The organism is Myceligenerans crystallogenes (assembly GCF_039529775.1).
In the GTDB taxonomy this organism is placed as follows: Bacteria; Actinomycetota; Actinomycetes; order Actinomycetales; family Cellulomonadaceae; genus Myceligenerans; species Myceligenerans crystallogenes.
This window is the reverse complement of sequence record NZ_BAAANL010000001.1, coordinates 326,469-343,751: the sequence shown is the minus strand read 5'-3', so window position 1 is coordinate 343,751 and position 17,283 is coordinate 326,469. Positions and strand designations below refer to the sequence as shown.

Genomic DNA, 17,283 nt, shown 5'->3' with positions numbered 1-17,283 from the left:
CCGCCGCACGCGACGAACGACGGAGACCGACATGCTGCCCAGAGACGACCGCCGGCCCCGGCACGACGACGCCGCCGAGCGCGGGTCCCTGCACGTCCTGACGATCCCGGTGACGGTCGCCTTCGTGAGCGTGGCCGTGCTGGTGATCGCGATGGTCGGCACGGCGACGAACGACCGGCGCCAGAGCGGCGCGGCCGCGGACGCCGCGGCGCTGGCCGCCGCCCAGGAGTGGGACGACCAGCTGCACGTGCTCACGTCGCTGCACCTCGGGGCCGGCGACGCCGCGGGCTTCTGGGGCCTGCTCGACGCCCCGCTCGCCCCCTTCGACGCCGAGGACGAGATGCGCGCGGCCGCCCAGGAGTACGCCGAGGCCAACGGCGCGGAACTGACCGGCCTCGACATCGACCCGGAAACGCTCGAGGTGACCGCGACCGTGCGGCACGACGAGGTGGTCCCGGACACCGGCGTGCACGCGGAGGCCTCGGCGACGGCGAGGATCCGCCTGGCCGGCGGCCTCTGCGTCGAGTCCGGCAGCCTGGGCTGGCTCCTGGAGGACGGCTGCGTCATCGAGCCCCCGGAAGAGGACGAGGAGAACGAGGAGGACGACGCCGCCGGCGAGGACCCGGACCCCGAGACCCCGGAGGACACCGAGGAGGAACCGGAGCCGGAGTGGACCGCCCCCGCCGTCGTCGCCTACCGGAGCGACGTCGTCCTCTCCGAATAAGGCAGCAGCCCTCCTGTCAGGCCTTCTTGCCAGAGCCGGAGCACATGGCGGAGCCGCTCCCGCTCGTCTGGTGCGGGGCCACCTTGCCATCGACCACTCCGACGATCTGCTTGCAGGTCGAGCACTTGACCGTTGCCATTCAGACTGCCTCCTTGATCCGGTACTCCGTGTCCTTGGACCGTCGCTCGCCGCGGGCAAGCGTGTACTGGAAGAAACCGATCACGCTGTCCCCGTCATGCCACTTCAGCGAGAACCCGAACGGGTGGGAGAAGCCGGACCTCGGGTCCTGCTCGCGTTCTGAGAACAGCTCCACGGAGCGGACTTCGGGGTGCTGGGCGTTCAGGATCAGGGATGTGATCCAGGCTTCGAGGTCGGCCATGCGCAGCCGGTCCCCGGACAGCGCCAGCTCCACGGGCGCGACGGGCGCGGGCGGCTCGCCGGTCACGGGTTCCCGCTCGGGCTCGTCGGGGTTGTCGCCGAGAGGGCCACCGCCGTACACGAAGCGCAGGTACGCGGAGCCGCCATCGGGGGACTCGAAGACGAGCCCGACACACTGATCTCCCATCCCCGCATCCTTGTTGACGCCCGTGGCCTCCCATTCGATGCGCTTGATCTGCGGTGGGAGGCTGGCGTCGACGAGCTCGGTGATCCAGCTCTGGAAACGGAGTTTGCGCATGGCCCGAGGTTATCCGAGGAGCGCCGTCGGCAGCGGGCCGACGGCGCTCCGTGGTTACTTGAACTTGACGGTCTTGGTGTCCGGGTTGTAGTCGTAGCTGCCCTGGAAGCCCCAGTTGATCCAGCCGCCGTCGCCGTTGTTCTTCACCGTGCCCGAGTCGATCGCGATGACGTCGAAGCCGTCCACGGTCGCCAGGTGCTCGTAGCCGGAGACCGTGCGGAACGAGAAGTTCCCGAAGTCCTTGACCACCAGGATGTTCTTGTCCGGGAAGGTGCGGGAGTACTCGTCCAGGAGGGAGTGGGTGCGTTCCGCGCGGTCCTTGGGGACGTCGCCCGAGTAGTCCGTGCCCGGGTAGGTGCCCTCGGTGTACTTGGGCTTGTCGTTCGGGAAGTGCTCGGAGCCGGTGGGGTGGCCCGAGTCCGCCAGGTGCGTCGGCGGGTCGGAGAAGTCCGTCTCGTAGTAGTCGTCCGGCGCCTCGAAGTCCTTGGCCCGGCACTGCGGCGCCGGTGAGGTGGTCTGCTTGTTGCCGTCGACGTCGGTCACCTCGAACGACGACTCCGAGAGCGTCCGTTCCTCGTCCACCGAGACCCACTCGGTCTTGAACAGGTTCAGGCCCTCCCAGCCGATCTTGAAGTCGCCGCCCTCGGTGACCTTCTCGGCGTCGTACTTCAGCTCGCGGACGTTGCCGTACTCGTCGGCGGCGTCGTACAGCTCGCCGCCCTGCTCGTCGTTGCCGTCGATGACGACGTCGTCCTTGATGAGCCGGCCCTCGGCGTCCCGCGGGAAGACCTCGTCGATCTCCGGGCCGAGCACCTCGCGCAGCTCGGGGTACTGGTTGAAGTCGAGGATCATCTGGCGGGTCGAGATCGTGCCCGCCTGCTCCTCCTTCTTGTACCCGCCGCCGATCGTGAAGCCGTACGGCAGGGCCACCGACACGTCGATGCCCGCCTGGTAGAGCGTCCGCATCACCTGGTCGTCCATCGTGATGATGAGCTTGGAGAGCTGCCCGTCCTTGTCCCAGACGACCGTCGAGCTCGTGGTGCCCTTCCACTCCATGCCGACCTTGCCGCCGGCCCCGCCGCCCCCGCTGCTGGTCGGCTTGCCGTTCTTGTCCTTCGTGAACGGCTGCTTGCCGCCGAGCTTCGCCCCGATGAGGAAACCGCCGATGTCCGACGACGTGTAAGTCGCCACCTGGCTCCCGTCGGAGAACAGCCGCTCCTCGACCTGGACCTCACCCTCGTAGCCGCCCTCGATGCTCCCCTTCAGCTCGAACTGCCCCGCGCTGCCGCCCATGCTGAGGCCGCCCTTGAGCGAGACCTTGGTGATCTTGCTGTCGGACTCGGACAGCTCGTGGTGCTCCGGCTCCTCGTCGCGCAGGTTGTCGGCCATCTCGGGGTACGGGTCCGGCACGTAGCACGGCCCGCGGGTGCAGCCGTAGGGCGTGGCGTGCTTGCCGTTCACGGCGTCGTACTTCTTGTACCAGTCGATCCACTCCTGGGCCTTGGTCATGTCCGTGAACTCGTAGGTCTTGTCGGACTCGTAACCGGTGATGCCGGCGACGTCGAAGCTGATCGGCGAGCCGCCGACGTTGTCGCCGCTGATGCCCGCGCCGAGCTCGACGCCCTTGAGGATGTGGATGCGGATGCGGCCGTCGCCGAGCTTCTCGATGAGCGTGCCGTTGGTCTCGCCCCAGCGGAAGAACAGGAACGAGCCCTTGGTCTGGTCCACGTGGCCGGTGGTCTCGACGACGCACGGCGGCTCCATCGACTGGTACTTGTCCGCGACGCAGTTGGCCAGCCAGCCCGACGCCGCCGCACGGTCCTTGCCCGGTTCCGCGTTCTCGTAGTTCGCCCACTCGTCCTCGCAGCCCTTGGGCACGGGGAGTTCCTTGCAGCCCACCTGGACCACGGGGGGCGCGTCCTCGTCGAACTCGCCGCTGGTCGGCACGGCGTTGGCGCAGTTCGGGTCGTTCGGGTCCTCGCTCGGGCCGCCCCTGCCCTCGGTGACGCACGTGACGAAGTCCGGGACGGCGTCCTGGTTGTAGACCCGATCGGCCGGCTCCCGGTCCAGGTAGCCCTCGGGCATGTGCTCCGCGAAGCACTTGGTCGGCACGGGGTACCACTCGCAGCCGATCTGCACCACGGAGGTGGCCCACTGCTGGATGACGTTGACGGCATCGAAGGTCACGTCGGTCTCGCAGTCGCCGGTGGGTGGGGCGGACGGGTCGCCGCTCGGGGCGTCCGTCGGGGACCCCGTCCCGCCGCCGCCCGGCTCGCCGGTCCCGCCCACGCAGTCCTCGGCCTCGCCGTCCACGGACTCGACGGCGCAGAGCAACTGCTCGCTGATGCTGGCCCCGACCGGCGTCGCGCCCAGCACGATCGCCAGCACCACGAGCATCACGACGGCGACGACGCCGACGTACTCGATGACCGCTTGCCCTCCGTCCGGACGAAGCCTGCGACGGAGCGGAAGGCGGGTGCTCTGGGAGGCGGCCATACACCGAAACTACTGATCAGAGGGCTGGAGCAGAACGGTCCGTCGGCCCACTACCCGGTAGGTCCGGAGGCCCAGTGACGACGGCGGCGATCCGAATCGACTCGGGTACCAGGACGATAACGCCCAAGTGACTGTAGACAAACTTCCGACAGGAGGTTGCACTGTCAGCACAACTCTCGCTAGGCTCAAGGACATCGAGGTACGAATCGACACACTTCAGGATCGTTCATGAACTAGACGGATAGTCCGATCCAATGTGACCACGAGAGGATCCCGTAGATGAACCGGGTCAGAAGTGACGCCCACGCAACGACACATCGCCTACGAGTGACTGCGGCGGCCGCGCTCATCGCCTCCGTGGCACTCGCCGGGTGCTCGCAGGGGGCGAACTCGATCAACATCACTGCCCACGACGACGTCGAGCTCGGCGATGCCGTCATGGCCGCATACCTGAGCCCTCAGACGTTCGAGTGGAGCGAGTTCAACGACACAGGCTATGTCGTCCTGATCGATTCGGACGGCGAAGCGCGATCCATCGAGACCTCTGGGATGGATACCAACCAGATGGTTTGGGATGAGAACGGGCTGCATTTTTCGGACACCGAGCACGACTACTTGCTTGACAAATCCGGTCTGCATGCAACAAAGAGCCCCAAGACTAATCTTCAAATGTCCATGCACACGATCGGGACCAGTGCCGTCTCGGTGTACAACGAGGGCAAGTACGCGAAGGATTCGTACCGGATGACGGTTGTAGAACATGACGGCAAACGATCGTCGTCCGAGCCCGCCGAAGGGATGCTGACCGGCTTCGCACAGTGCGGCGAGGCAATCTACGCAACAGGCATGGCGACCGGACCCCAGCTCAAGGATTACCGGAGCAGCATCGACAGGAGCCAGGGACAGAAGGTACTGGCGCGGCTCTGGCCCGGACCGCAAGAAATTATCGCCGGCGCAGATACGAATCCCGAGGATTTTGAATACTTCGATGACGCCCCCTGCGTGGACGACACGATCTACTACCTCACCACGGCCCAGTTCGGGAAACGGGACGCCGACGGCGTGCGCCCGACCCGAGCGGTCCTCGTCAAGTGGTCGGTCTCGACAGGGAAGCGTACCGAGCGGATCCTGCGCGACACAAATGGCGATCTGTTTCCGAGCGACAAACTTGAGTTCGCTTCCTACGACGCGCGGGCCATCAGGAGTGGCGCCATTGTCTGGACCGATGGGAGCGGAAAGGTATTCGAGACGGAACTTGCAAATGGCACAACTCGAGGCCACAGCACGGTGGCGAACGTCCCCGACAACTCAGACGCGATCTACACCCTCCAAACTGAATCAAGTCTTTACGCCGTCGAAGTCCCCTACGGGCCTCAGGACCAGATCATCATCACGCGACACTCCCTGGAAGGTGGAACCACAGAGGAGCTGTTGCGCACCAATGACAAGTTCACGACGGACACTGGCGCCGTGCTGCGCGACGTAGCACTCAGTCCCGCATTGCTGGGCCAATAAGAAGTTCGCCATATCGGCAAAAATCTTCTCACATGCAAGAAGCGTGTGGGTCGGTGGTGGGAAGGTCCCGCCACCGAGGAAGGGAGGATGAAAGATGCGCACAACATTCAGTGCGCTGGTCGCGGCTCTCGCGATGGTCATGTCGATCATCGTGGTGCCGAGTGCTGGCGCGAGCACACTCGATTCGCAGCTTGAACGTCTGGTCGAGCTCCAGATGATCCCTGCGGACGTCAACAGGACCGAGCTGGGCAAGCAGCTCGCACGGGCCGCAGCCAAGGAGGGCGTGTCCGAAACGGCCCTGCTCGCCACGATGATTCGCGACGGTGAGAAGTCGCTGGCCGCGAGTGGAATCCGGCCGACAGCGGCCTGCGAGAACGATGACCGAATCATCCTCGGGTACGCCGACAGGAAGGGTGACCTCTTCATTTCCCCGGCGTGGACCTCGATCGCGAACCACGGGCACACGGGCATCTACTACTCCACGACCGTTGTCGTTGAGGCGCCCGGATCGAGCAGCAACAGTCGAAGCATCAGCGGGCAACGCGTCAAGGTCTGCCCTGGTGCCGAGAGGATGAAGGTCGAAACCAGCGCCTACAAGCGCCGGTCTGCCGCAAACTTCGCCTACAACCGCTACCGCGGAAAGCCCTACGACATCTGGTGGGGCGTCAACAAGACGAACGGATCCGGTGAACTCAACTGTTCGGAGTTGGTGTGGCGTGCATACAAGCACAGCCGCGCGAACATCGACCTTGACGACAACGACGGCGGCACGTCGATCATTCCGTACATGATCAAGTGGGATAGGGCAACGACCGTCTACGAAAGCGTCTGAGCCGTCCCACGTTCGACCCCCGGTTTGACATGGTCTAGATGCCAAACCGGAGGCATCCGCAAGGCTAGCACCCACTGATTGCCGCCCCACGGACCTCATGCCATGGGGCGGCAATCACTTGCCGCCCTGAAGGGATCCCCACCGTGCTTCCATCCGATGAGCCTCACCACCACGACCCGGTGGTCGTCACTGCTCTCCGCAAGACCTACTCGAGCGTCGATGCAGTCAGGGACATCACCTTCACGGTCCGGCGCGGCCAGATCACGGGTCTGCTCGGACCCAACGGTGCCGGCAAGACCACCACGCTGCGGTCAATGCTTGGCCTCTCCAAACCGACGGCAGGCACCGCGTTGATCGAAGGACGGCCATTTACCACACACCGGCACCCAGTCAGAGTTGTCGGCGCAGTACTCGACGCATCAGGAGCAGCACCCGGTCACAGTGCGATCGAGCACCTGCGCACCTACGCACCTCTTGCCGGAGCCGACGACGCCCGGATCCAGACTCTACTTGCCGAGGTCGACCTGACCAAGGCAGCACGGCTCCGGGTCGGCAAGTTCTCCCTCGGCATGAAACAGCGCCTCGCCATTGCGACGGCGTTGCTCGGCGATCCTAAGATCCTCATCCTGGACGAGCCCGGCAACGGACTCGACCCGCAAGGCATGGCCTGGCTCAGACGATTCCTGCGATCGTATGCCGACGGCGGAGGCACCGTTCTGGTGTCAAGCCACCTCCTGACCGAGTTGGAACAAGTGGTGGACCACGTCGTTCTGATCGCCTCAGGAGTCGTGATCCACGAAGGCACACTCGCCGCGCTCCTCGACAGCGCCCCCGCAGGCTCTGCAGGTCGCGCCACGCTTGAATCCGCGTTCCTGAACCTCATCGAGCAGACGGAGACACACCGATGAAGCCGTCGCTGTCGGCACAACTGGTCTCGGAGTACCGGAAGATCATGACATGGCGGGTGTGGTGGTATCTCGTTGGAGTTCTACTCGTCGTCCTGGCTGGGCTCACTGCCCTGATCTCGCAGATCGCCCTGAGCTCTTCGCCCTTCGGCAACGGTGCCGACGACGCCGGCAATGCAAGCGTGCTCTTCTCGGCGCCCACTCTGGTCGCGCCCATGGTGGCAATCACTGTCGGCATCCTTGTTGCGACGCGCGACTACAGGAACGGGACCGCCACGCTCACGTTCCTCGGCGAGCCTCGAAGGAATCGAGTTCTGGCATCCAAGATTGTCGTGGCTGCCGCCGCGAACATCTTGCTGGCTGCACTCAGCGTGATCGTGTCGGCAGGAGTCGCTGTGGCATTCCTCGTCGCAGCTGGCGAACAGCTCTGGTTGTGGTCGTCTCCGGTGCAGGCGAAACTCGGTTGGACTGTCATCGCCTTCATGCTCTGGTCCCTCATCGGTCTGGGGATCGGCGAACTCGTCCGGAACCAATTCGGTGCGCTTCTGTCTGCATTCGGATATCTGCTCGCGATCGAGCCGGCACTGCGCATGATGCTCGGAATGGGAAACATTCGGCTCGTCGATTTCTTTCCGGGGTCCGCTGGAGATTCTCTGGTCGGAGGAACCCCGATGTCCGGGATGTACCCCCGTGATCTGCAAGATCCTGTTCAAGGTGGACTGGTTCTCGCGGCATTTGCGGCGATCGCCCTCGCTCTCGGATGGGTGCGAATCACGAGGAGCGATGTCCCCTGAGAGAGTTCAAATGAGCACAATATGTCACGTCTTCGTGACGGCAAACGATAGGATATTCACATGGGAGTACATCATATCGACGACGGCGCTGGAGCGGACGGTACAGAAAACGAGGCACTGACGCCACCTGGTGAACGAATCAGCCAGGTCTTTCGTACCCGGCTGAACGATCTCTTCGCCACAGCCGAGCGGCGGGGCGAGCGCATCACGAATCGCGAGATCGTCCGCTGGATGTCCGAGCATGGGTACCCGATCAAGGACGCATACCTGAGCCAGCTCCGATCGGGACGTGCGGGGTCCCCGTCCTTGAAGGTCATCGAAGGCCTCAGCGCGTACTTCGGCGTCGATTCGTCAACCTTCCTCACCAGCGAGGTAACAGAACCTGAGATCAACAGCCTCCTGGAGAAGCACGGCGTCCGCTCCCTGGCAACCAGAGCGGCCGGTCTGTCAGAGGAAAACCTCGACGCGATCTCACGCCTCCTAGACAGGTTCCGGGAAGCAGAAGGGCTGCCTCCCATCCCTGACGACGACGCGTAAGAAACCGGGCAGGGGAACCTCACACGATCTGCCTCAGCGCGGCCCCGAGCCGCCGCAGAGCCGAATCGTCCGCCAGAAAGTCGCTCCAGATGGCAGGGCTCTCACTCCGGCTTTCGCCGGCGGATAGCCGGTCCAACGCCATCTGCATCTGGTGCGCCACAACCGTCTCCTGAGAGGCCTCCGGATAATCCCGTGCAATTGCCGCACGGTCAGCGGGCGTAGAGTAATGCGACAAAGTTCCCATCCCGTCGAGGATCTGTATCCGGCGATGGTAGCTTGCCACTGCCCCAGTGGTCGCCGGCGAAGACACGATCGCAGGCACCTTCTCCGTGATGCACTCGTGAAGATACCTCAGCGAGGCTCTCTCCCTTTTTGAGACGGAATTGGCTGCGGCCAGGTGCCCGATGATTCCCACGGACAACAGAATTCCTGTGGCCGCGAGCAGAACTCGAGGCTCAAGCCCGAGCACATTGAATCGTTCGTCACTCGGAAGCCCTCTGGTCCTGGCGATCAACTCGGAGATGGCGAGGACCGCCCAGAGGACACCAATGGCGGCGCCTGTGGCAACGCACACCATTCCCCAGCTCCGCGGCATCTGTTCCGATGACCGGGAGCGAAGAGCCGCGTACGCGAACAATCCACTCGCCCAAAGGAAGCATCCGTAGAACACTCCCCAGTACAGCACCATCATCGGGCGGCCGGCAGTCTGGGCGTTAATGTTCTCCACCGACCACGGGCCGCTCGCCGAGAAGGTGAACACCATGAGTGCAGCCGTACCAACACATCCGCCGAAGATCTGGCGTCGGCGTACGGCCCTGCCATCCAGAGCCTGAGCCAGCCATGCAGAGATCAGCAGACAACCAACAACCAGCGCAATGTGCTTCACTACCTCATCGACCGGTGACCCTGCGGCTCGCCGGATCGCCTCAGTAAAGACTGCCGTGCGCAGCGCGGCCGACACCGTCACCAGCGTCAGGCCGATTGGAAGGTGCACGTCCGTGACACCCCGGGTTCGCATAGCGGTGAAAATGGCCACCGCGAGAAAGAACGGAACAGGGAGCCAGACGAGGATCTCGCCATTCATCGGTACATTTCCATGGCCGTGAGGCGGGCACCCACCCCTCCCACCGACGCCAGGCCGATCATCAGCTCACACGCCAAGGCTTCCACCCGCTGTTCGGTCGCAGCATCCCCGCACGAAGTAATACCCGGTGATCGTGGCGGATCCTCAAATGCGCTGACAACGTGCATCAACTCATGGGCGATGATGTGGCGCCGATGGAGCTCCGTAATGGCGTGAACATTATTGACAACGATGTAGTCATTCCTCTCCAGACGCATCCATATGCCGGACAGCCCGGGTGCGAGGTCCGCCTCGACGATCTTTAATGTTCGCCGAGTCAACCGCTCCACCATCCTGCGTGCCTCGCCAATGTCCCGCGCTCGGTGCAAACCATAACTCCGCAACGTTTGCAAGACTCACCTCTCACGAAATTATGAGGATCTGGCTTGTTCCGATCCCACCAGAAGCCCGGGGTGGGTGCAAGGAAAATAGTGTAGGAAACTTCGCGAACATACATGCGACACGGTATGCCCGGGTCGCGGCAGCCGATGCGAACAGAACGGGCTCCACCATGTGCCCTGGCTCCGAACGAGGATGTCCGGCAGGCGAGACGGTCAGACCGTGCGGCTGGCCACCGCGGTGGCGAATTCCATGAGGGCCGTCTTGACCGGGCCCTCCGGGAGAGGGGCGAGCTCGTCCGCGGCTTCCTGGGCCCACTTCTGGGCCAGGGCGCGAGTCTCCGCCAGGACCTCGTGGGCGCGGAGGCGCGCCACCACGCCGGACAGGGCCTCGTCGGAGGTGAGGTCGCCGTCCAGGGCGGCCAGGAGGGCGGCGTCCTCGGCGGTGCCGTCGGACCCGACGCGGCGGCGCAGCAGGAGGGCCGGCATGGTGGGGACGTGCTCGCGCAGGTCCGTGCCCGGGGTCTTGCCCGAGACCTCGCCGTCGGAGGCGATGTCGAGGACGTCGTCGGCGAGCTGGAAGGCGACACCCACCTTCTCGCCGTAGGCGGCCACGGCCTCGACCTGATCGGCGGGCGCGCCGCCGAACATCGCGCCCAGGCGGGCCGACGTCGCCAGCAGGCTCGCCGTCTTGTCGCTCAGCACCTGCAGGTAGTGGGTGACGGCGTCCTCGCCCTCGCGCGGGCCCGTCGTCTCGTGCAGCTGGCCGAGGCACATCCGCTCGAACGTCCTGGACTGGATCTTCACGGCCTCCGGGCCCAGCTCCGCGACGCACTGCGAGGCGCGCGCGAACAGCATGTCGCCCACGAGGATCGCCACCGAGTTGCCCCACACGGAGTGCACCGAGGGCGCGCCCCGGCGCACCGGCGCGGAGTCCATCACGTCGTCGTGGTAGAGCGAGGCGACCTGGGTCAGCTCGACGACGATCGCGGCGTCGATCAGCTCGCGCCGCGAGCCGTCGCCGAGTTCCCCGCACAGCAGCGTGAGCAGCGGGCGGAAGCGCTTCCCGCCCGCGGCGACGAGGTGCCGCGCGACGTCGTCGGCGAGCGCGTCCGCCTGGGCGACGGCCGCTTCGAGCGCCAGGTCCACCTCCCCGAGGCGGTGGGCGAGCGTCGCGGCCAGTTCGGCGTCGGGAACGGGGAAGCCCAGCGCGGCGGCGGCCGAGGCGGCGTCGGTCTCGTGGGGCGCGGAGGTCACGGAACGAACTTACTTCCTACCGGGCCCGTTCGGTGAACCGCCTGGCCTGACGGACAGGGTGGGTTAGCCCACACCAACGCCCGGGACCTCCCGGACGTTGGCGTGGGCCGGCCTCCGCTCGTCACGGCACGTACCGCGTGGCCTGCTCGGCGAGTTCGAGCAGCGGCGCCGGGAACAGCCCGAGCAGCAGGGTCGCGAGAGCGCAGACGGCGATCGCGACGGCGGCGGGCCCGCGCGACCCGACGACGACGCCGTCCGTGGCGGAGTCGGCCTGCCCGGCGCGCTCGGTCGCCCGCTCGACGGCCGTCTCCTGCACGACGACGGTCGCCGTCGCGACACCACCGCCGGAGGCCGCGGCGCCGGCAGCCACGGCGGCGTCGTCCGCCCCGCCGGCCGCCAGGTGCCGCCCGTGCGGTTCCTCGCCGGCGGCCGGGTCGCCGCCCGTCGAGCCGGCACCGTCCGCGTCACCGCGGGCCGCGCCCGCGGCGCCGTCCGCCGTGCCGTCGTTCCCCGGCGTCATGACCATGATCACGATCACGCGCACGTAGAACGCGACCGCCACGATCGACGCGAGCACGCCCACCACGGCGAGCCACCAGAAGCCCGCCGACACCGCCGCCGAGAACGCGCCGAACTTCGCGACGAACCCGGCCGTCAGCGGGATGCCCGCCATCGACAGCAGGAACAGCGAGAACGCGGCCGTCAGCCACGGCGCCCGCCGGCCCAGCCCGCGCCAGGCGGCGAGGTCGGTCGCCTCGCCCAGGATGACGCCGTCGGCCGACCGCTCGCGCACCAGCGTCACCACGCCGAACGCGCCGATCGTCGCCACGCCGTAGGCGAGCAGGTAGAAGAGGATCGCCGGGACGACGTCGCCCGCGTAGACGACGGTGCCGTCCGCGTTCGGCGTGGCCGCGACGGCGGCGCCGCCGTCGGTCAGCGTCGCGAACCCGACGGCGCCCGTCACGAGGAACCCGGCGTGCGCGATCGACGAGTACGCCAGCAGGCGCTTGACGTCGGTCTGCACCGCGCCCACCACCGTGCCGACCGCCATGGTCAGCACCGCGATGACGACCACGGCGACCTGCAGCTGCTCCAGCACCTCGGGCGGCATGCCGAAGCCCGCCCGCCACAGCACCTGCACCAGCGCCACCGTGGCGGCGGCCTTGGTGGCCGCGGCCATGAAGCCGGTGATCGGCGTGGGCGCGCCGGTGTAGACGTCGGGCGTCCAGGCGTGGAACGGGACGGCGCCCACCTTGAACAGCAGGCCGACGACGACGAGCACCACGCCCGCGAGGTACAGCTGCGGCATGCCCTCGCCGAGCCCGCCCTGCTCCAGCGCCTGCCGCGCCTGGCTCGACACCTGCGCGAGGTTCACCGACCCGCCGAAGCCGTAGATCAGGGCCGCGCCGAAGATGAACAGCGCCGACGCGAACGCGCCCAGCAGGAAGTACTTGGCCGCGGCCTCCTGCGACAGGATGCGGCGGCGGCGCGCCGTCGCGCACAGCACGTACAGCGGAAGCGACAGCACCTCCAGGGCGATGAACATGACGATGAGGTCGTTCGTGGAGGCGAACAGCATCATGCCGCCGGCCGCGAAGAGCAGCAGCGGGTAGATCTCGGTCTGCCGCAGGCCCGCGGTGCGGGCCAGGTCCTCGTAGCGCGTGCCCGGCACGGCCGCGGCGGTGGGCGCGAAGGCGTCCTCGCCGGTCGACGTGCGGTCGGCGACGACGAGCACGCCCAGGATCGCCATGACGACGACGATCGCCTGCGCGCCGATCGCGAACGGCGTCAGGAACATCGACCCGCCGAGCACCTCGGGATCGAGGAGCACCTCGGCCTCGCTCGTGGCGCCGAGGGTCCGCTGCATCAGGTCCCACAGCACGCCGACGGCGACCAGGGCGCCGGCCAGGGCGGCCAGCGTCAGGACGATCTGGGTGACGCGCCGGGCGCGGTCGGGCACGAAGGCCTCGATCAGCACGCCGACGACGCCGGTGCCGAGCACGATGAGCAACGGCGTCAGCGCCACCCAGGGGATCTCGGGTGCGACGAACTCGCTGGGAGATGGCATCTCAGTCGTTCCCTTCCGCGGTGGCGCCCTCGGCGCCGGTCTCGTCCGCCGCGCCGTCGCCGGCCGCGTCGTCGGCCGACGCCGCCGCGTCCGGCCCGCCCGTGGCCGTCTCCAGCGTGGCGACCGCCTGCGTCGCGGGCGCGTCCACGTAGTCGAGCGCGAGCTGCGGCACGAACCCCAGCACGAGCAGCCCGGCCACGAGCGGCGCGGCGACGAGCCGCTCGCGCGGCCCGATGTCCCGCAGCTCGTCCAGCCCGTCGGCGACGTCGCCGGTGAAGATCTTCTGGTAGGTGAGCAGGATGTAGATCGCGGCGAGGACGACGCCGGGGATCGCGGCGATCGCCCATCCCGGCGAGTCGCCGTACGCCCCGACGAGCACCATGATCTCGGAGACGAACGTCGCCAGGCCCGGCAGCGACAGCGTCGCGAGCCCGGCCACCAGGAACGTCCCGGCAAGCACCGGGGTGACCGTCCGCAGCCCGCTGTAGTCCAGGATGACCTGCGACCTCGAGGGGTGCCGCGCGATGAGGAACCCGGCGCTGAGGAACAGCGCCCCCGTCGCCAGCCCGTGGTTGAGCATCATGAACGCCGACCCGGCCGTGCCGAGCTCGGTGAACGTGAAGATGCCCAGGATGATGAACCCGAAGTGGCTCACCGAGGTCCAGCCGATCATCCGCAGCAGGTCGGTCTGCCCGATCGCCGCGAACGCCCCGTACAGCACCGACACCACGGCGAGCCCGATCACCAGCGGCGCGGCCCAGCGGGACGCCTCCGGGAAGAGCGGCAGGCACAGGGTCAGCATCCCGAAGGTGCCGATCTTGTCCAGCACGCAGATCAGCAGCGTGGACGTGCCGGGCGTGGCGTTCCCGGCGACGTCGGGCAGCCACGTGTGGACCGGCACCATCGGTGCCTTGATCGCGAACGCGACGAAGAACCCGACGAACAGCAGGCGCCCGACGACCGGGTCCAGCTCCAGCCCGGTGAGGTTCGCGGTGAGGAACGCGTCCTCGGGCCGCAGGCCCGTCGCGGGATCGGCCGGCACCTGGAAGTACAGCGCGATCACCGCGGCCAGCATGACGAGCCCGCCCGCGAGCGAGTACATCAGGAACTTCACGGCGGCGCGGCGGCGTTCCGGGCCCTGCCCGAACCCGCCGATGAGGAAGTACGCCGGGATGAGCACCGCCTCGAACAGCACGTAGAAGAGGAACACGTCGCGCGCGGCGAACACCGCGACCATCAGCGACTCGAGGATCAGCACGAGCACCGTGAAGCGCCGCAGCGCCACGCCGTTGTCGCCCTGCTCCCGCCAGGCGGCGAGCAGCACGAGCGGCACGAGCACCACGGCCAGCGCCACGAGCAGCAGGCTCACGCCGTCGACCGCGAGCGCGTAGGACGCGCCGATCTGCGGGATCCAGGGCACGGTCTCGGCGAGCTGGAACTCGGCGGCGGCGCCGGCGTCGAACGCCGTGAACACGCCGGCCAGCAGCACCACCTCGACGAGCGCGGCGCCGAGCGCCGTCGCCTTGGCGAGGCCCGCGCCGACGGCGGAACCGCGCCGCCCGCGCACGAGCCCGGGCAGCGCCACGGCCGCGGCGCCGACGAGCGGCCACACCACGAGCGCGGTCAGCCAGGGAAACGTCATCTCCATGTCTCCTTAAGCTCCGGCCGTCTGGCCGACGGTCGCCACGAGCACGACCACCGCGCCGATGATGAGCACGCCCGCGGCCATCGATGCCGCGTACGCGCGCACGTACCCAGTCTGCGCCTTGCGCAGCAGGGCGCCGATCGAGGCCACGGCCTGCGCGAGGGCGTTCCAGCCCTGGTCGATCACGTTGCGGTCGCCCGTGACGAGCACGGCGGTGAGGCCCTCGCCGGGCCTGACCACCAGCGCCTCGTTGGCGGCGTCCTGGTAGAGGTCGTTGCGCGCGGCCCGCGTCAGGAAGGACCCGCGCGGTGCCACGGCGGGCACGTTCCTGCGGTACATCGCGTAGCCGACGAAGGCGCCGACGAGGACGACGGCGATGGTCGCCGCCATCAGGACGGGCACCGGCAGCACGGGCGCGTGGTGCTCGGCGTGGCCCACGCTCGGCTCCAGCCACGTCGTGAAGATGTCGCCGAACGCCAGCACCCCGCCCAGCGCGATCGACCCGACGGCCAGGATGACCTGCGGCCACACCATCAGCGCGGGCGACTCGTGCGGGTGGTACTCGGGCTCGGTCCAGCGCGGGCGGCCCCAGAACGTCATCGTCATGAGGCGCGTCATGTAGAACGCGGTGATGCCCGCGCCGAGCAGCGCCGCCCCGCCGAACACCCAGGGCTGCCAGCCCTCGCCGGTGAACGCCGCCTCGATGATCTTGTCCTTGCTCCAGAACCCGGAGAAGGGCGGGATCCCGAGGATCGCGAGCCAGCCGAACATCATCGACCAGGCGGTCAGCGGCATGACCCGGCTCAGCGCGCCGAAGCCGCGCATGTCGACCTCGTCCTTCATCCCGTGCATCACGGAGCCGGCGCCGAGGAACAGCCCCGCCTTGAAGAAGCCGTGCGTCAGCAGGTGGAAGATCGCGAACGCGTACCCGACCGTGCCGAGCCCGGCGGCCAGCATCATGTAGCCGATCTGGGACATCGTGGAGGCGGCGAGCGCCTTCTTGATGTCGTCCTTGGCCGTGCCGACGATCGCCCCGAAGAGCAGCGTGATCGACCCGATGATCACCACGACGAGCTGCGCGGTGGGCGCGGCGTCGAGGACCGGGCCGGAGCGCACCAGCAGGTAGACGCCGGCGGTGACCATCGTGGCGGCGTGGATGAGCGCGGACACCGGCGTCGGGCCGGCCATCGCGTCGCCGAGCCAGGCCTGCAGCGGGAACTGCGCGGACTTGCCGCAGGCGCCGAGCAGCAGGCACAGGCCGACGGCGGTCGCCGTGGCCTCGTTCAGCGAGCCGATCGCGGCCTCGCCGCCGTGCCCGGACCCGAACAGCGTCCCGAAGTCCAGCGCCCCGGTGTTCGCGAACAGCAGCGCCATGGCGGCGATGAGCCCCATGTCGCCCACGCGGTTCATCACGAACGCCTTCTTGGCGGCGACGGCATTTTCTCGAGCGTTCGCCCGTTGCGTGTCCCAGAACCCGATCAGCAGGTACGAGGCCAGGCCCACGCCCTCCCAGCCCACGAACAGCAGCAGGTAGGAGTCCGCGAGCACGAGCAGCAGCATCGCCGCGACGAACAGGTTGAGGTAGGCGAAGAACCGACGCCGGTGCGGGTCGTGCGCCATGTACTCCACGGAGTAGAAGTGGATGAGCGTGCCCACGAAGGTCACGAGCCCCACGAAGGTCATGGACAGCGGGTCGAGGCGCAGCCCGAGATCCACCTCGAGCCCGCCCGCGGACAGCCACGTCCACAGGTGGTGGTCCACCACGCGCTCGTCGGCGGGCGTGCCGATCATCCGGAACAGCAGCCAGCCGCCCAGCACGGCCGAGGTGCTGGAGGCGAGCACGCCGATCCAGTGTCCCCACCGATCCAGCCACTTCAGTCCCAGCACGGGCCCCAGCAGGAGGATCGCCGCCCCCAGCAGGGGCGCGCCCACCAGCCAGGGCGCGTATCCGATCACGTCGTTCACAGTTCCCTGGTCCCCTCAGCCGCAATATCCGATTCATGGGTGAGGCGCCGGTTCCGCTCCGGGCGAGTGCCTCGTTCCTCGGCCCTCACCCTCCGCTGCACCGTCGCCTCACCCATGGAGCAGGTTGACGTCGTCGACCGAGGCCGAGCGGCGGGTACGGAAGATCGTCACGATGATCGCGAGCCCCACGACGACCTCGGCGGCGGCCACGACCATCACGAAGAAGGCGAGCACCTGCCCGGTGAGGTCGCCGTGGATCCTGGCGAACGTCACGAAGGCGAGGTTGGTCGCGTTGAGCATGAGCTCCACGCCCATGAAGACCACGATCGCGTTACGGCGCAGCAGCACCGTCGTCGCGCCGATCGCGAAGAGCAGGCACGCCAGGACGGCGTAGTTGGTCACGTCCAT

Annotated in this window: 15 protein-coding genes; 6 read left to right on the top strand and 9 right to left on the bottom strand. The window is 67.6% G+C overall.

From position 1 onward, the window contains the following. The first annotated feature begins 31 nt into the window (after window positions 1-31). The gene (locus ABD208_RS01370; RefSeq protein WP_344098871.1) at window positions 32-724 is read left to right on the top strand and encodes a pilus assembly protein TadG-related protein; all 693 of its coding nucleotides are present in this window, start codon (window positions 32-34) and stop codon (window positions 722-724) included. A gap of 139 nt (window positions 725-863) precedes the next feature. Here ABD208_RS01370 and ABD208_RS01365 read toward each other — a convergent pair whose 3' ends face one another. After that, a complete protein-coding gene (locus ABD208_RS01365) occupies window positions 864-1,400 on the bottom strand; it encodes a hypothetical protein (protein WP_344098870.1) in 537 nt (178 codons plus the stop codon). A gap of 54 nt (window positions 1,401-1,454) precedes the next feature. Next, complete coding sequence (locus ABD208_RS01360) at window positions 1,455-3,896, bottom strand: hypothetical protein (protein WP_344098869.1); 2,442 nt, start codon at window positions 3,894-3,896, stop codon at window positions 1,455-1,457. Window positions 3,897-4,175: 279 nt separating this feature from the next. Here ABD208_RS01360 and ABD208_RS01355 point away from each other — a divergent pair, with 279 nt between their 5' ends. The 5 genes from ABD208_RS01355 to ABD208_RS01335 all read left to right on the top strand — a co-directional run bounded on the left by ABD208_RS01355 (window position 4,176) and on the right by ABD208_RS01335 (window position 8,479). After that, a complete protein-coding gene (locus tag ABD208_RS01355; protein WP_344098868.1) occupies window positions 4,176-5,411 on the top strand; it encodes a hypothetical protein in 1,236 nt (411 codons plus the stop codon). Between the two features lie 94 nt (window positions 5,412-5,505). Then, on the top strand, window positions 5,506-6,243 hold the full coding sequence (locus ABD208_RS01350; RefSeq protein WP_344098867.1) for a hypothetical protein: 738 nt from the start codon (window positions 5,506-5,508) through the stop codon (window positions 6,241-6,243). Between the two features lie 143 nt (window positions 6,244-6,386). Further along, entirely contained in the window at window positions 6,387-7,151 is a 765-nt protein-coding gene (locus ABD208_RS01345) for an ABC transporter ATP-binding protein (RefSeq protein WP_344098866.1), read from the top strand. Then, window positions 7,148-7,942: a hypothetical protein gene (locus ABD208_RS01340; protein WP_344098865.1), complete on the top strand. Its 795-nt coding sequence runs from the start codon at window positions 7,148-7,150 to the stop codon at window positions 7,940-7,942. The genes ABD208_RS01345 and ABD208_RS01340 overlap by 4 nt, the downstream gene beginning before the upstream one ends. Window positions 7,943-8,002: 60 nt before the next feature. Further along, the gene (locus tag ABD208_RS01335) at window positions 8,003-8,479 is read left to right on the top strand and encodes a helix-turn-helix domain-containing protein (RefSeq protein WP_344098864.1); all 477 of its coding nucleotides are present in this window, start codon (window positions 8,003-8,005) and stop codon (window positions 8,477-8,479) included. Window positions 8,480-8,498: 19 nt separating this feature from the next. On the opposite strand, the gene ABD208_RS01330 is transcribed toward ABD208_RS01335, so the two are convergent. The 7 genes from ABD208_RS01330 to nuoK form a co-directional block, all read right to left on the bottom strand. Next, window positions 8,499-9,563 carry a DUF6545 domain-containing protein gene (locus tag ABD208_RS01330; protein WP_344098863.1) on the bottom strand — a complete coding sequence of 355 codons (1,065 nt, stop codon included), beginning with the start codon at window positions 9,561-9,563 and terminating at the stop codon, window positions 8,499-8,501. Beyond that, window positions 9,560-9,895 carry a hypothetical protein gene (locus tag ABD208_RS01325; protein WP_344098862.1) on the bottom strand — a complete coding sequence of 112 codons (336 nt, stop codon included), beginning with the start codon at window positions 9,893-9,895 and terminating at the stop codon, window positions 9,560-9,562. Before ABD208_RS01325 ends, ABD208_RS01330 begins: the two co-directional genes overlap by 4 nt. A gap of 261 nt (window positions 9,896-10,156) precedes the next feature. Beyond that, complete coding sequence (locus tag ABD208_RS01320; RefSeq protein ID WP_425561067.1) at window positions 10,157-11,149, bottom strand: polyprenyl synthetase family protein; 993 nt, start codon at window positions 11,147-11,149, stop codon at window positions 10,157-10,159. Between the two features lie 169 nt (window positions 11,150-11,318). Continuing rightward, the gene (nuoN, locus tag ABD208_RS01315; RefSeq protein WP_344098860.1) at window positions 11,319-13,265 is read right to left on the bottom strand and encodes an NADH-quinone oxidoreductase subunit NuoN; all 1,947 of its coding nucleotides are present in this window, start codon (window positions 13,263-13,265) and stop codon (window positions 11,319-11,321) included. A 1-nt stretch (window position 13,266) separates the two neighbouring features. Beyond that, window positions 13,267-14,913: an NADH-quinone oxidoreductase subunit M gene (locus tag ABD208_RS01310; RefSeq protein WP_344098859.1), complete on the bottom strand. Its 1,647-nt coding sequence runs from the start codon at window positions 14,911-14,913 to the stop codon at window positions 13,267-13,269. Window positions 14,914-14,919: 6 nt separating this feature from the next. Then, window positions 14,920-16,866 (bottom strand): NADH-quinone oxidoreductase subunit L, encoded by a 1,947-nt coding sequence (nuoL, locus tag ABD208_RS01305; protein WP_344099997.1) that lies wholly within the window; start codon window positions 16,864-16,866, stop codon window positions 14,920-14,922. Window positions 16,867-16,983: 117 nt separating this feature from the next. Further along, complete coding sequence (gene nuoK / locus ABD208_RS01300; RefSeq protein WP_344098858.1) at window positions 16,984-17,283, bottom strand: NADH-quinone oxidoreductase subunit NuoK; 300 nt, start codon at window positions 17,281-17,283, stop codon at window positions 16,984-16,986.

Coding starts and splice junctions, on each gene's coding strand:
- ABD208_RS01350 (WP_344098867.1), top strand. CDS start 5,506: ATGCGCACAACATTCAGTGCGCTGGTCGCGGCTCTCGCGATGGTCATG.
- ABD208_RS01330 (WP_344098863.1), bottom strand. CDS start 9,563: ATGAATGGCGAGATCCTCGTCTGGCTCCCTGTTCCGTTCTTTCTCGCG.
- nuoN (WP_344098860.1), bottom strand. CDS start 13,265: ATGCCATCTCCCAGCGAGTTCGTCGCACCCGAGATCCCCTGGGTGGCG.
- ABD208_RS01310 (WP_344098859.1), bottom strand. CDS start 14,913: ATGGAGATGACGTTTCCCTGGCTGACCGCGCTCGTGGTGTGGCCGCTC.
- ABD208_RS01340 (WP_344098865.1), top strand. CDS start 7,148: ATGAAGCCGTCGCTGTCGGCACAACTGGTCTCGGAGTACCGGAAGATC.
- nuoK (WP_344098858.1), bottom strand. CDS start 17,283: ATGGACGTGACCAACTACGCCGTCCTGGCGTGCCTGCTCTTCGCGATC.
- ABD208_RS01335 (WP_344098864.1), top strand. CDS start 8,003: ATGGGAGTACATCATATCGACGACGGCGCTGGAGCGGACGGTACAGAA.
- ABD208_RS01355 (WP_344098868.1), top strand. CDS start 4,176: ATGAACCGGGTCAGAAGTGACGCCCACGCAACGACACATCGCCTACGA.
- ABD208_RS01370 (WP_344098871.1), top strand. CDS start 32: ATGCTGCCCAGAGACGACCGCCGGCCCCGGCACGACGACGCCGCCGAG.
- ABD208_RS01360 (WP_344098869.1), bottom strand. CDS start 3,896: ATGGCCGCCTCCCAGAGCACCCGCCTTCCGCTCCGTCGCAGGCTTCGT.
- ABD208_RS01325 (WP_344098862.1), bottom strand. CDS start 9,895: ATGGTGGAGCGGTTGACTCGGCGAACATTAAAGATCGTCGAGGCGGAC.
- ABD208_RS01365 (WP_344098870.1), bottom strand. CDS start 1,400: ATGCGCAAACTCCGTTTCCAGAGCTGGATCACCGAGCTCGTCGACGCC.